The 13,513-nt window shown below is 73.1% G+C and carries 14 protein-coding genes; 5 read left to right on the forward strand and 9 right to left on the reverse strand.

Annotated features, from left to right (window positions below; all coding sequences use genetic code 11):
* Nucleotides 1-5 precede the first annotated feature (5 nt).
* Both A4U64_RS05215 and A4U64_RS05220 read right to left on the reverse strand, forming a co-directional pair.
* Nucleotides 6-512 (reverse strand): DUF2505 domain-containing protein, encoded by a 507-nt coding sequence (locus A4U64_RS05215; protein ID WP_006946528.1) that lies wholly within the window; start codon nt 510-512, stop codon nt 6-8.
* Nucleotides 513-576: 64 nt separating this feature from the next.
* Complete coding sequence (locus A4U64_RS05220) at nt 577-1,080, reverse strand: DUF2505 domain-containing protein (RefSeq protein ID WP_006946535.1); 504 nt, start codon at nt 1,078-1,080, stop codon at nt 577-579.
* Nucleotides 1,081-1,151: 71 nt separating this feature from the next.
* Here A4U64_RS05220 and A4U64_RS05225 point away from each other — a divergent pair, with 71 nt between their 5' ends.
* Nucleotides 1,152-2,198 (forward strand): UDP-N-acetylmuramate dehydrogenase, encoded by a 1,047-nt coding sequence (locus A4U64_RS05225; RefSeq protein WP_065922291.1) that lies wholly within the window; start codon nt 1,152-1,154, stop codon nt 2,196-2,198.
* A gap of 66 nt (nt 2,199-2,264) precedes the next feature.
* Nucleotides 2,265-3,440, forward strand: coding sequence for a L,D-transpeptidase (locus A4U64_RS05230; protein ID WP_198163396.1), 1,176 nt, complete (start codon nt 2,265-2,267; stop codon nt 3,438-3,440).
* Between the two features lie 10 nt (nt 3,441-3,450).
* On the opposite strand, the gene A4U64_RS05235 is transcribed toward A4U64_RS05230, so the two are convergent.
* The 3 genes from A4U64_RS05235 to A4U64_RS05245 form a co-directional block, all read right to left on the reverse strand.
* Nucleotides 3,451-4,503 carry a DUF2804 domain-containing protein gene (locus A4U64_RS05235; protein WP_065922293.1) on the reverse strand — a complete coding sequence of 351 codons (1,053 nt, stop codon included), beginning with the start codon at nt 4,501-4,503 and terminating at the stop codon, nt 3,451-3,453.
* 6 nt (nt 4,504-4,509) lie between these two features.
* Nucleotides 4,510-5,259 (reverse strand): SDR family NAD(P)-dependent oxidoreductase, encoded by a 750-nt coding sequence (locus A4U64_RS05240; RefSeq protein WP_006946542.1) that lies wholly within the window; start codon nt 5,257-5,259, stop codon nt 4,510-4,512.
* A gap of 62 nt (nt 5,260-5,321) precedes the next feature.
* A complete protein-coding gene (locus A4U64_RS05245; protein WP_006946544.1) occupies nt 5,322-6,278 on the reverse strand; it encodes a TauD/TfdA dioxygenase family protein in 957 nt (318 codons plus the stop codon).
* Nucleotides 6,279-6,747: 469 nt separating this feature from the next.
* On the opposite strand from A4U64_RS05245, the gene A4U64_RS05250 reads away from it, so the two are divergent.
* Entirely contained in the window at nt 6,748-7,944 is a 1,197-nt protein-coding gene (locus tag A4U64_RS05250; RefSeq protein ID WP_407107397.1) for an ROK family protein, read from the forward strand.
* Between the two features lie 83 nt (nt 7,945-8,027).
* Here A4U64_RS05250 and A4U64_RS05255 read toward each other — a convergent pair whose 3' ends face one another.
* From A4U64_RS05255 to A4U64_RS05265, 3 genes are read right to left on the reverse strand one after another with little or no spacing between them, the layout of a single operon-like run.
* The gene (locus tag A4U64_RS05255; RefSeq protein ID WP_050035626.1) at nt 8,028-9,062 is read right to left on the reverse strand and encodes a tocopherol cyclase family protein; all 1,035 of its coding nucleotides are present in this window, start codon (nt 9,060-9,062) and stop codon (nt 8,028-8,030) included.
* Nucleotides 9,063-9,067: 5 nt separating this feature from the next.
* A complete protein-coding gene (locus A4U64_RS05260; protein ID WP_006942306.1) occupies nt 9,068-9,529 on the reverse strand; it encodes an SRPBCC family protein in 462 nt (153 codons plus the stop codon).
* A gap of 25 nt (nt 9,530-9,554) precedes the next feature.
* Nucleotides 9,555-10,337 carry a PIG-L family deacetylase gene (locus tag A4U64_RS05265; RefSeq protein WP_006942308.1) on the reverse strand — a complete coding sequence of 261 codons (783 nt, stop codon included), beginning with the start codon at nt 10,335-10,337 and terminating at the stop codon, nt 9,555-9,557.
* Between A4U64_RS05265 and A4U64_RS05270 the strand changes: the two genes are divergently transcribed.
* Both A4U64_RS05270 and A4U64_RS05275 read left to right on the forward strand, forming a co-directional pair.
* Entirely contained in the window at nt 10,336-11,526 is a 1,191-nt protein-coding gene (locus A4U64_RS05270) for an MFS transporter (protein WP_006942310.1), read from the forward strand. The genes A4U64_RS05265 and A4U64_RS05270 overlap by 2 nt on opposite strands.
* 5 nt (nt 11,527-11,531) lie before the next feature.
* Nucleotides 11,532-12,353 carry an alpha/beta fold hydrolase gene (locus tag A4U64_RS05275; protein ID WP_006942311.1) on the forward strand — a complete coding sequence of 274 codons (822 nt, stop codon included), beginning with the start codon at nt 11,532-11,534 and terminating at the stop codon, nt 12,351-12,353.
* Here the strand turns inward: A4U64_RS05275 and A4U64_RS05280 are convergent.
* Entirely contained in the window at nt 12,328-13,506 is a 1,179-nt protein-coding gene (locus A4U64_RS05280) for an acyl-CoA dehydrogenase family protein (RefSeq protein WP_050035625.1), read from the reverse strand. The two genes, A4U64_RS05275 and A4U64_RS05280, sit on opposite strands and share 26 nt — an antisense overlap.
* Nucleotides 13,507-13,513: the final 7 nt, after the last annotated feature.

Below are 13,513 nucleotides of genomic sequence, written 5' to 3' on the forward strand. Positions count from 1 at the left end.
GGGGACTATCCGAACCGGCGCGCGAGCCAGCCGGCGGTGATCTCCGCCTCGGTGCGGAACAGGTCGACGAGGTTGACGAGCATGAGCTGCTCGAGCTTGCCGCCGATGAACGGCAGGAAGACCTTGGCCTCCGAGGTGGTGCGCAGGGTGCTGCCGCCGTCCGAGGCGAACAGTTCCATCGTGCCGGTGAGGCTGCCGGGACCCGCGGGGACCGAGGCCTGGTAGCTGCCGGTGATGGTGTCGCCGAAGGGGGTGTACGTCTCCTTACGGGTGATGACCATGTCCTTCTTCATCACCGTCTGGGCGATCTCGGGCAGTTCCGTGCGCGGCAGGACGTGGTGCAGTACCAGGTCGATGCCGTCGTCCGACACCTCGAACTCCGCGAGGTGGTTCTCGGAGTACTTGCGCATCTCGACGATGCGCGCCTCCCAGTGCGCGCGGTCCGAGAGCGCCTCGTACACCTGCTCCGGGCTGTACGGATAGCGGGCGGAGTAGTCGATTCGCCGGGCCATGACATGCGAGGTTACCGGTTCGTTACCGAACGACGGAAATCGTCACCGTCTCGCAACGGCCTCGTCAGTGCGGCTCGGACAGCCACTTCGCGGTGAAGGTGCGCTCCACGTCGAACAGTTCGACGATCTGCTCGACGATGATGCCCTCGATCTTGCCGCCGAGGAACGGGATCCGCACCTCGGCCTCGCCGTCGATCTCGACGATGGTGCCTGCGCCGTCCGGCGCCATCGTGGAGGTGCCGTCCACCTTCCCCGGCAGCCCGTCCACGTGTGCCGAGAAGCGGCCCGTCGCGCGGTCCCCGGTCACCGGTTGCCACGACTCGTGCCGATGGATGACCAGGTCGCCGGGATGGAAGTTGGTGACGAAGCTCGGCAGGTGCTCGGCCGGGATGGACTGGGTCATGTGCAGGTCGATCGTCCCGTCACCGGTGCGCACGTCCTCGAGCGTCGCGCCCGGCCCGCCGATCTCCGCCAGGCGGCTCCGCCAGTAGTTCTCGTCGACGAGCGCCGCGTGCACCGTGGCGACGGGGAACGCGTAGTGCGAGTAATGGTCGATGCGGCTGCCCATGGTCGGCACGCTACCGTTTGCGGGTGTCTGATCCGCGTATTGGGGCCCAACTCGTCGAGGCGGGCGCCGCCGTGTCCGAGCACGTGCCGCTGTCGACGCTGACCACGCTGCGGCTCGGCGGTCCGGCCCGGCTGCTCGCCGAGTGCACCACCACCGACATCCTCGTCGAGGTCGTCCGCCTGCTCGACGCGGCACGCGTCCCCACCCTCGTCCTGGCCGGCGGCTCCAACCTGGTGATCGGCGACGCCGGGTTCGACGGTGTGGTCGTGCGCATCGCGACCACCGGGATCGAGCCGGGGGAGGACACCGTGCGCGCCGAGGCCGGCGCCGGGTGGGACGACGTCGTCGCCCTGACCGTGAAGGCGGGCCTCGGCGGGCTCGAATGCCTGTCCGGCATCCCCGGCTCCACGGGTGCGACCCCGGTACAGAACGTCGGCGCCTACGGCGTCGAGGTCGGGTCGATTCTGAGGGCCGTGCGGCTGCTCGACCGCACCAGCGGCGACGTCCGGTGGATCGGCCCCGAGGACCTCGGGCTCGGATACCGCACCAGTGTCCTCAAGCACTCCGACGACGCCCTGGTCCTCGAGGTCGACCTGGCCGTGCGGCCGGACGGGGCCAGCGCCCCCATCGGCTACCGGGAGCTGGCGTCGGCCCTGCACGCCGAGGAGGGGGAGCGACGCCCGGCCGCGGAGGTCCGCGAGCAGGTGCTCGCCCTGCGCCGGGGCAAGGGCATGGTGCTCGACCCCGACGATCCCGACACCTGGAGCGCCGGATCGTTCTTCACCAATCCCGTGCTCGCCGACGACGAGTTGCCCCGCGTGCTCGCGGCCGTCGAGGAACGCGTCGGGCCCGACGTGCGGATCCCGCGGTTCCCCGCCGGTGGCGGCACCAAGCTCTCCGCGGGATGGCTGATCGAGCGGGCCGGGTTCGGCAAGGGCTTCCCCGGCCCCGGCGCGCCGGTGCGGCTGTCCACCAAGCACACCCTCGCGCTCACCAACCGCGGCACCGCGACCACCGCCGATCTGGTGGCCCTCGCGCGGGAGGTGCGCGACGGCGTGCAGGACGCGTTCGGTGTGCGGCTCGAGCCGGAGCCGGTCACCGTGGGTTGCTTCGTCTGAGAGCCGGTCTGCCGGACCTGCCGCCGCGCTGCGACGCGACCGCGCGGCGGGCGTACTCTCGTCGGAGTGCTCCACCTGGGTGAACGAAGTCGTCGGTTGTTGTGGTTCGGGCTGCTCGCACTCGTCGCGGTGCTCGCGGCGTGCTCGTCGGGCCCCGGCGGGAGCGCGGTTCCCACCGGCACCGCGCCCGTCGTGTCGATCGTCACCGACCCCGCCGACGGCGCCACCGACGTGAACCCCACCACCCCGATCCGCGTCGCGGTCACCGACGGCGAACTCACCGACGTCGCCCTCACGAACGTCGGAACGAGCACCGTCGTGCGTGGCGCCCTCGCCGCCGACCGCCGCAGCTACACCGTCGCCGAACCGCTCGGCTACGGCGCGACCTACCGCTGGTCCGGCACGGCCGTCGGCTCCGACGGCGAGGCAGTGGCCGTCCAGGGCAGCTTCGACACCGTCGACCCCGACCGGGTCGTCTCCGCGAACCTGAACATCGCCGACGCGCAGCCGGTCGGGATCGCCGCCCCGATCATCGTCCAGTTCGATGGCCCGATCACCGACAAGGCCGCCGTCGAGAAGGCCATGGTGGTCGGCACCGACCCGCCGACCGTCGGCAGCTGGGCGTGGCTGCCCGACGACAACGGCGGTGCCCGCGCGCACTGGCGCCCGCAGCAGTACTGGACGCCGGGCACGGCGGTGCACCTCGACGCGCGGCTCTACGGCCTCGACTACGGCGACGGCGCCTACGGGGCGGAGGACCTCACCCTCGACTTCACCGTCGGCCGGAGCCAGGTCGTTGTGGCCGACGCTACGTCGCACCGCATGCAGGTGGTGCGCGACGGAGTGACGATCATGGACATCCCGGTGAGCTACGGGCAGGGCAACGAAGCCCGCAACGTCACCCGCAGCGGCGTCCACGTGGTCACCGAGAAGCACGAGGACTTCCTGATGTCCAACCCGCCGTACTACGAGAACGTGCGGGAACGCTGGGCGGTGCGGATCTCCAACAACGGCGAGTTCATCCACGCCAACCCCGCGACCCTCGGCCAGCAGGGGGCGACCAACGTCACCAACGGCTGCATCAACCTCTCGCTCGGGGACGCCCAGGAGTACTTCGCGACGGCGATGTACGGCGACCCGGTCGAGGTGTCCGGAACGTCGATCGAGCTGTCCGCCGCGGACGGCGACCTGTACGACTGGGCGATCGACTGGCCCACCTGGCAGTCGATGTCCGCGCTGTAGGCAAGGCGCACTACCAGCGGTTGCGCACCTTCTCGGCGAATCCGAGAAGCTCGCGCACCTCGAGCCGGGCACCGTCGTCGAGCGTGACGTGGCCGGTGAACCGGCCGAAGACCTGATGCTGCGTCGAGCGCAGGACGAGGGCGTTCACGTCGGCGGCGCGGTCGAGGATCGGCTCGAACCCCATCTCGAACCGGCCGTCGTTGCTCGAGAACCGCCACGGCGCGCCGTCGTAGGTGCCGTGAGGCAGATGGAACCGCACCCGGTCCAGCTTGTGCTCCATGCCGTCGAGCAGGAGCATGTTCTCGCTTCCGGCGGCGGTGTCGCCGAAGCCGTGGCCGACGGTGAACCCGAAGGGACGCCCCTCGTGCCGTCCCGATGCGGACGCCCAGAACCAGGTGTTGTCGTAGGTCCACACGCCCCGGCCCCAGTCGAACACCCCGAACGCGGAGGCGGGGTCGAAGGTGTGCGCGCGGCCGCCGACCGTGATGGTGCCGGCGGCGGTGAGGCCGGGGATCTTCTGGTTGTAGTAGAACGCCCGCTCGTCGCCGGGGAACGGGATCGCGACGACCATCCGCTCGGCACCGGGCGGGGTGAGCACCACCTCGCCCGACAGGCCCCGCCCGCCCGCGAATCCGGGATGTCGGACGATCAGCCGCCGGGCGCCGCGCTCGTGCCGGAACTCGAGGCGCATTCCACGCCGGTCGAGCACCACATCGCCCGCGTCCGCGGAGGCGGGCAACCGCAACCGTCCGAGCGGAAACGGGATCATCGCGTTCTCGGTGGTGTCCGCACGGTCGGCCAGGTCGAGCCAGCTCACGCCGAGCAGGCCCATGTAGCTGTTGTCGGCGACGGTCAGCGCGAGACCGAACGGGCCGTCGTCGCCGTCGGCGAGCACGCAGTAGTAGTCCCACTCCTTGATCCGCCACCGCGGTGCCGCGACCCGGGACCGGTCGTAGGCCCGGACCTCGGTGCCGGCCCAGCCGGCTTCGGCGAGACGGCCCCGCACGTCGAGCAACGGCCCCGGGGAGAGGCGGCGTTGCCCGGCGTCCCTCTCGATGCCCACCGGTTCCTACTCGGCGGTGCGGTGGAAGCGCATGGGGCCGGCCTGGTCGCGCGGCTGCACGATGATCTGGTCCAGGTTCACGTGCGGCGGGCGCGACGCGACGAAACCGACGATCTCCGCGATGTCCTCGGCCACCAGCGGTGTGATGCCCTCGTACACCTTGGCGGCGCGCTCGGCGTCCCCCTCGAACCGCACGAGGGAGAACTCGGTCTCCACCGCACCCGGCGCGATCTCGGTCAGGCGCACCGGCTTGCCGAGCAGCTCACCGCGCAGCGTGCGGTGCAGCACCGCCTGGGCATGCTTGGCGGAGGTGTAGCCCGCGCCGTTGTCGTAGGCATGGAAGGCCGCCACCGACGTGATCGTGACGATAAGGCCGTCGCCGGAGTCGACGAGCTTCGGCAGCAGGGCCTTCGTCATCCGCAGGGTGCCGAGGACGTTGGTCTCCCACATCCAGCGCCAGTCGTCGAGGTCCGCCTCGGCGACCGGGGCCATGCCCTTGGCGCCGCCCGCGTTGTTGACCAGCACGTCCACCCGGGGGAGCACCGTCGTGAAGGCGGTCACCGAGTCCTCGTCCGTGACGTCCAGCTCGAGGGCCGTGCCCCCGATCTCGTCCGCGAGCTTCTCGATCCGGTCGACGCGGCGAGCGCCGACGACGACGTGGAAGCCCTGGGCTGCGAGGGTTCGGGCGGTGGCCTCGCCGATGCCGGAGGAGGCACCGGTGACGACGGCCACGCGGGAATCGGGAGAAATCGTCATGCAGGCGATCCTAGGGTGCCCCGGATACGGTCGCGCGGGGGTCCGCGCGACCGCGGCGTCCGTCACGACGCGAGCGGCCGGGGCACCTCGACGACCGAGTAGGCGCTCGCGTCGCCGGCGACGGACCGGCTCGCCTCGCCGTGCACGCTCACCGGGACGTCCCCGGCGAGGGTGATGCGGTTCAGGCGGCGGTGCAGGCCCTCGTAGTCGGCGACGGCGTAGTGCTGGGTGGCGCGGTTGTCCCACACCGCCACGTCCCCGGCGGCCCAGTTCCAGCGGGTGGTGTACTCCAGCCGGGTCTGGTGGTCCTGCAGCAGCCGGAACAGCGCCTGCGACTGCCGGCCGCTCAGCCCGACGAAGCCCTTGACGAAGTGGCCGAGCAGCAGCGACCGCTCCCCGGTCTCGGGGTGCACGCGCACCACCGGGTGCTCGGTCTCGAAGTACTCGGACCGGAACTCGGCGCGGTACTCGGCGACCCGCTCGTCGGCGCCGTCGCGGAGGTGCTCCGCGCTCTCGGCGGCGTAGTCGTACAGGTTGGTGTGGGTGGCCCACAGGTTCTCCGCCAGGGTCTTCAGCGGGGCGGGCAGGCCCTCGTAGGCCGCCACCCCGGAAGCCCACGTGGTCGAACCGCCGTAGGCGGGCAGTTCCACCGCGCGCAGGATCGAAGCCTTCGGGATGCGATCGACGAACGAGACGTCGGTGTGCCAGCTGTTCGCCTTGCCGTAGTCGGAGTCGATCGGCAGCACGTGCGCCCCACGCGAGGTGACCGTCGGGTGCGCGGTGGTCGGCGTGCCGAGCAACTCGGCGAACGCGTACTGCGACGCGTCGTCGAGGTGGTGCTGTTCCCGGAAGAAGATCACCTTGTGCTCGGCCAGGGCGCGTCGGATCGCTTCGACGGTGGCCTCGTCGAGATCGCCGCCGAGCCGCACGCCGTCGATGCGGGCCCCGATGTGCCCGCCCAGACGGACCACGGACACGTCGCGAGCAGAGGCGGTGCGGGTATCGAAATCCACGGACATGGAGGACCTTTCGTAGATCGAACGTTGGTGCCGTCGACCTCATCACCGGCGGCGGGCCGGCGTAAGGGTTTCCGTCACCGTGATCGGGACCGTTGCCGCCGCGTCGCCGTGCGGATTGGACACAGTGGCGCGTGGCGGCTAGGTTGCGGATATGCCAGCTCGCCGTCTCCGTGCTCCGCGGGTCACCTACGTGACCGCCGCGCTGGGCTCGCGGCTGCCGCTGGCGCGCGAACTGTGTTGTCGCTGACACCGCCCTTCGCGCCCCGCTTCGTTTCCCCCGGCCGTCGGCCGGTGGACCTCTGCCTCACGATCGAGCGGATCGGCGCCTCCCTGCCACGCCCCGGGTCTGCGGACCCGATCTCGAGGAAGAGTCGCAGTGACTGCAGTAGCTACGTCAAATGTCCTGTCCACCAATGTTATTCGTCCGAAATCCGGATCGGGCGTCCGTTCCCGTAGTGCCACCGCCCGGGTGCGATCGACGACGCGCGTGCAGATCGTGCCGCCCGAGCTGAAGATCGCCGACGGCACCGCCGCCGCGGTGTTCCGGGTCGCCGCGGCGCGCGGGCCGATCTGCCGCGACCAGGCGGCGACGGCGACGGGCGCGAGCATCGCCACCGTGAACCGGCAGGTCTCGGCGCTGCTCGCCGCGGGCCTGCTCCGGGAGCGGCCGGATCTGACCGCGTCCGGTGCCGTGGGCCGGCCCCGGGTGCCGTTCGAGACCGACCACGAGCGCTACCTGACCGTCGGCATCCACATCGGTGCGGCCGTCACCGGCATCGTCGCGAGCGATCTGCGCGGGCGTGTGATCGGCGCGGTGGAGATCCCCACCCCGCGCGGCGGCCAGGAGGCGGCGCTCGGGGCGATCACCAGCAGCGCCAGGGCCTTCGCGTCGCGCTGGCACCGGCGCACGCCGCTGTGGGCGGGCGTCGCGCTCGGCGGCCGCGTCGACTCGGCCACCGGAACCGTGGACCACCCGCGGCTCGGCTGGGAGGATGCGCCCGTCGGGGCCGTGGTGAGCCGGGGCCTGGGCCTGCCGGTTTCCGTCGCCGCGCACGTCGAGGCGATGGCCGCCTCCGAGTTGCTGCTCACCCCCGACCGCGACACCGCCGATGTCGAGGGCGCCACCCTGTACTTCTACGCTCGCGAAACCGTCGGTATCGCAATCGCATTCGACGGCCGGGTGCACACACCGCGCGGCGGCCCGGGCTCGGTGTCGCACCTGCCCACCGGATCGTCCGTGCCGTGCGCCTGCGGTGCCCGCGGATGCCTCGAGGCCACCGTCGCCGACCGTGCGGTGCTGACCCGGGCGCGGGCCGCCGGCCTGCTCGACGCGGGCGCCACGTCCGTCTCCGCGTTGTACGCGCTGGCCCGCAACGGTTCTCACGAGGCCCACGAGATCCTCGTGGAGCGGGCACAGGTGCTGGGGCGGTCCGTCGCGATGCTCCGGGACCTGTTCAACCCGGACCGGGTGATCCTCGGCGGCCAGGCGTTCACCGCGTACCCGGAGGCCGCACCGCACGTCGCGCGCGCGCTCGCGTCGCCGTCGGGCGCCGACGTCCGGGTCACCGGATTCGGCGACCGAGTGCAGGCGCACGCCGCGAGCGTGGTGTCCTTGAGTTCGCTGTACTCCGATCCGCTGGGCGCGATGCGCCGGGCGCTGGTCTGATACGCGCACGGAATGGCTATCCGCGCAGACGATTCGATTTCACGCGCGGACGACCGGGAGGCGCGCGGATGCGGGGCCGCCGGTCAGCCGCCGTGCAGTGGCGGGCCGTCCGTCGCGTCCGCCGGCGCCCCCCGCCGGTCCAGTTCGGCCCGCGCGCGGGCCAGACCGCCGTGCTCGAGCGCCGCGAGGGGCGACTCGTCCGCCCAGACCAGCGTGCCGCGGTCGCGGACGGTCACGCTCAGCGAGCCCGCGAGGTGCTCGAGGGCGCCGGGCACGTTGCGGCGCTCGAGGGGCAGCGGAACCGGCAGGACGTGCGCGGCGCTCAGCGGGGCGGTCGCCTCGATCTCGACGGTCCACCGCGGCCCGCGCCCGAACAGCGACCACCGCTCGTCGGCGACGTGGGCCCGCACCGGGGAGACCACGGGGTTGCCCAGCCGGATCACGGGTCCGTCCGGCAGGGCGACCACCACCGCCGTCACCTCGGTCCGCAGCGGTCCGGCGTGGACCTGCCCACCGGCGAAGGCGACGCACGCGGCGGAGTCGGTGAAGCCGTGCGCCTGGCCCCACCACCACGACTCCGGGAATCCGCCTCGGCCCCAGTTCTTCTCCGCGTACACCTGGGCGCCGTCCAGGTTCCACGTCTCGCCCCCGAGCACGGCCTCGCCCTCGGCTCGCCCGTCGAGCAGCCACGGGTGCCAGTACTGGTTGAGCGCGGGGACCGCGTGGAAGACGCTGGATCCGCCGAACCGGCGGCGGGGCCACGGCCGGGGCGCCGTCACCCGCACATCGAGGCGTGCGTCGTCGCCGAGGTCCACGCGCAGCCGGTCGGGCTCCCCGCGGAACGCCGTGCCCGCCGACGCGCCGAGCCGCCGCGGGTCGGCGAACCCCTCCGGATGCGCCGTCGTACGCAGGAATCCGCCCGGGTGCGCCGCCAGGCCGAGGGTCGCCCACGACCCGTCGGCGGCCCGGTTGACGCCGCACAGCGCGATCACCACCCGTCCGGTCCCGGGCTGGGTGAACCGCCAGAAGTACCCCTCCATCGCGACGTCGTGCGCCGCCAGCGGATCACCGAAGGGCAGGTCGGCGCCGGTGGCGCGGTAGCTCGAGCACAGCGACACGACGCTCAGATCCCGGCCCGGGCCGCGGCCGCGATGTCGTCGAGGTCCTGGTGCAGCGCCTTACGCGTCGCCCGCACGGCCAGGGGAGCGACGAGCGCCGTCAGCGCCCGCCGGATCCGTCCCGGACGGCCGGCGTCGGCCGAGAACCGCACGGTCAGCGTCGTGCCGGCCCGCTCGGGGGCCACGTCGAACTCGGTGCGGTAGCGCACACCGCCGGATTCGGCCTCGACGGCCGTGTGCCGCCCCGGCTCCACGGCCGTCACGGTCATCTCCTCGGTCGCGGCCCTGCCGAACATCGTGCGGGTCTCGCGCCAGCGGGTGCCGACCTCGTAGCCGACGCCCGCGAGCCGTTCGACACCCTGCACCCCGCTCAGGATCTGCGGGGCCGAGTCGACGGAGGTCAGCACCCGCCACACCCGGTCGGGTGGTGCGTCGACGAAACGGCTCAGCTCGACGTGGTGGCCCATTCGCGCTCCTCTTCGGTCGGGTCGATCACAGGGGCAGGGCGTTCTCCTGCAGCGTCGGCTCCGCGCCGCGCCGGCGGAACCATTCGAGGCCGAAGGCGCTCGCGAGCTGTTCCGGCGTCATCGCCAGCATCGGCCCGAAGTCACCGACCTGTGAGGCGTGCGCGAGCATCGCCGCCCGTTTCGCGGGGATCGTCGCGGACACGTCGATCGTGGTGGTGATCTCCGCCTCCGGCAGGCCGAACGTGTCCAGGTCCGGGGGCGACGCGTCCGGGCTCACGTCCGGGTTGGCGGCGAGCAGGCGACGGATGTGGTCCCGGTTCATCGCCGCCTCGTACACCGACGGGTGCGCGGTCAGCTCCTGGGCCCGGGCGCCGACGCGGTGCACCTGCACGTGGTCGGGGTGCCCGTATCCGCCGTTGGGGTCGTAGATGGTGACGACGTCGGCGCTCTCCTCCGCGAGCACGGCCGCGAGCCGGGCCGCGGCCGAGTCCACGTCGACGTTGCAGAACGCGGCCGGGTCCGCGTTCTGCGGCGCCCCGGCCATGCCCGAATCGGCGTAGCCCAGCGGCACCAGGCGGGCGACTCCCAGCGTCTCCGCCGACGCCTCGAGCTCGGCGCGGCGACGCTGCACCAGGGACTCGCCGGGACCGAGCAGCCCGTCGGGGACCTCGCCCGCGGCGCCGTCCGTCGCCACGACCAGCACCACCCGATGCCCCGCGTCCGCGGCGAGGCGCATCACCCCGCCGGTGGTGAACACCTCGTCGTCGGGATGGGCATGGAAACACACCAGCACGCTCACGTACTGCATGCTGGCACGAATGCGCTCCTACCGTGCACTGTTCACCGCGCCGGGCGCCGCCGCCTTCTGCCTGGCGGGGTTCGTCGCGCGGTTGCCGATCGCGATGGTCGGCATCGGCATCGTGACGATGTTCTCGCAGTTGCGGGGTGATTACGGCCGCGGTGGCGCCCTGGCCGCGGTGTTCGCGCTGTCGTACGCGGCGCTCACCCCGCTGGTCTCGCGGGCCGCGGACCGGCACGGGCAGTCCCGGGTCCTGCCGGTCGCCGCGGCGATCAGCGCGGCCGCGACCACCGCGATGCTGGCGGGGGTGCGGTGGGAGGCGCCCGAGGCGCTGCTGTTCGCGTGCGCGGTCCCGGCGGGACTGATGCCCACGATCGGCGCCATGGTCCGCGCCCGGTGGACCGAGCTGCTCCGCGGCACCGACGGGTTGCGTACCGCGTTCGCGCTCGAGGCGGTGATCGACGAGCTGTGCTTCATCGTCGGGCCGGTGCTGTCGGTGGGGCTGAGCGTCGCCGCGTTCCCGGAGGCGGGCGCGTTGCTCGGGGCGGTGCTGCTGGTGATCGGCACCGTCGCGCTCGCCGCCCAGCGCGGCACCGAACCCCCGGCACGCCCGGTCGTCGCGGGGGCACCCGGCGCGAGCGTGCTGCGGATCCCGGTGCTCGTCGTGCTGGTGGTGGCGATGACGGCGATGGGCACGATCTTCGGCGTCGTCGACGTGGTCGGGGTCGCCTTCACCGCCGAGCGGGGCGCGCCCGGCGCCGCGACCGTGGTGCTGGCGATGTTCGCGACCGGGTCCGCGCTCGGCGGCCTCGTCTTCGGGGCGGTGCGGCTGCGGGCGCCGCTGACGCGGCAGCTGCTCGGCGCGACGGCGGCCGTCGCGGTCCTGCTGTGGCCGCTGCTGCTCGCCGACACGGTGCCGGCCCTCGCGGTGCTCTACCTGTCGGCCGGGGTGGCCGTCGCCCCCACCATGATCGTCGCGACCTCCCTGACCGAGCGGATCGTGCCGCCGGGCCGGCTCACCGAGGGCATCACCTGGACGGTCACGGGACTCGGGGTCGGTGTCGCGGTCGGCTCCGCCGTCGTCGGTCAGGTCATCGACCGGTCCGGGCCGAGCGCGGGCATCGGGGTCGCGGTGGTGGCCGCGCTCGTCGGATGCGCGTGCGCGGTGGGAGTGGCCCGGCTCGCCCGGCTAGGGTGACCCGCATGACAATCCGCGAGGTCGAGAGCTCCGACGGCACCCCCATCGTCTACCGCGTCACCGGCGATCCCGCCCACCGCCCGCTGGTCCTGCTGCACGGCTGGGCCCAGTCGTCGCGGTGCTGGGGCGAGGCCGTGCTCGACGAGCTGGCCCGCACCCACCGGGTGATCGCCGTCGACCTGCGCGGACACGGGTACTCCGGGGCCCCGGAGACCGGATACGACGAGTCGAAGCTGTGGGCCGCGGACGTGCAGGCCGTGCTCGACGCCGAAGGCGCCCACGGGGCGGTGCTGCTCGGCTGGTCCTACGGCGGCCTGGTGATCTGCGACTACCTCGCGACCCACGGCACCGACCGCGTCGCCGGGATCGTGCTGGTCGGCGCGATCACCAGCATCGGCCGGGGCGAGAAGGGCGGCAAGGTCGGGGCGGCCATGCGCGCGGCCGTCCCCGACGCGATGTCCGAGGACGCGGCGACGGCGATCCGCGCCCTGGGCGCCTTCGGCACGGCCCTCACCGGGCCCGGGGAGGGCAAGGGCGTCGCGGCACAGGCGCTGTTCGGCACCAGCCTGTGCACCCCGCCCCGCGTGCGGGCGGCGATGTTCGCGCGGACGGTGCGCAACGACGAGCTGCTGCGGGGCCTCGACACGCCCGTGCTCGTCCTGCACGGCACGGCCGACTCGGTCGTCGACGTCTCGGCCGCCGAGCACGCGGCGTCGCTGCTGCCGAACGCGACGACCTCGTTCTGGGAGGGCACCGACCACGGCCCGTTCGTCGAGGACCCGCAGCGGTTCGCCGCCGAGGTCACGCGCTTCGCGGGATCGCTGTAGCCGCTGCCGACCCGAGCGCCTGCGCCCCGGCGAGCAGCAGTGTCTCCTCCGGCGTGAGCGGGTGGAACTTGACCCCGCGCACGTCGCGGTAGCACTGCTCGAGCGGGCTCGACCGGTAGAAGCCGCGGCCCCCGGCGACGTCGAGGGCCAGGTCGCACACCTCGATCGCGGTCCGCGCGATCTCGGCCTTGGCGGTCATCACCGCGGCGACCGTGGTCATCGACGGCACCGGGTCGTCGCCGACGACGTCGAGGGCACCGTCGAGGGCCCACGACGCGACCTGCAGGCGGGTGGCCGCGACGCCGAGCTGGCGTCGCACGCTCGGGTCGCCGGCCCGCGGCGTCCCGGCGACGAGCGCGGTCGCGTGCGCGTGCGCGGCCTCCGCAACCCCGAGGTACACGGCCGCGACGACGGGCATGGCGACGCTGAGCACCAGCTGGAACGGCGGGTCGATCACCCCGTACGGGCGGCGGGCGACCACGGCCGCGTCCGGGACGAACACGTCGGTCAGCTCGACGTCGTGGCTGCCGGTCCCGCGCATGCCGAGCGAGTCCCAGTTGTCGAGGACCCGCACCCCGTCGGCCTTCATCGGGACCATCATGTTGAGCACGATGCGGCCCTCGTCGGGGTCGTCGTACGGGAACATGGTGGCGAGCACGTCGCCGACCGGGGCCTGGCTGCAGAACACCTTGCGGCCGTCGACGCGGTAGCCACCGGGCACCTTCCGGGCGGTCCCGCGCGGCCGGGTCTGGTCGGCGCCGCCGGTGGAGACGAGCACGAGTCCCTCCCCGGCGACGCGGCGCAGCATCCGGTCCGCGCCGGGCGCGCCGTGCCGGTACCGCCACGCGGCGGCGAGCACGACGTGGTGGTGCATGGACGAGGCGAGGGCGGTGGCCGCGCAGTGGTGCGCCAGGGTGCGTTGCACGGTGGCGACGTCGCGCACGGTCGCGCCGTCGCCGCCGAGCTCGCGCGGGACGGCGAGCGCGAGGCGGCCCTCGGAGCGCAGGATCTCGTAGGCCTCGGCGACGAACGTGCCGTCGCGGTCGTGGGCGCGGGCGTACGGGGCGATCCGCCGGCCCAGTTCGTCGGCGCGGGCGGCGAGTTCCTCGCGAGGGCGGGAGCGGGGGGACTGGGTGATGTCTACGGTGGTCATGTCTCGA

The sequence above is a fragment of the Rhodococcus sp. WB1 genome (assembly GCF_001700945.1).
Lineage (GTDB): Bacteria > Actinomycetota > Actinomycetes > Mycobacteriales > Mycobacteriaceae > Rhodococcus > Rhodococcus aetherivorans.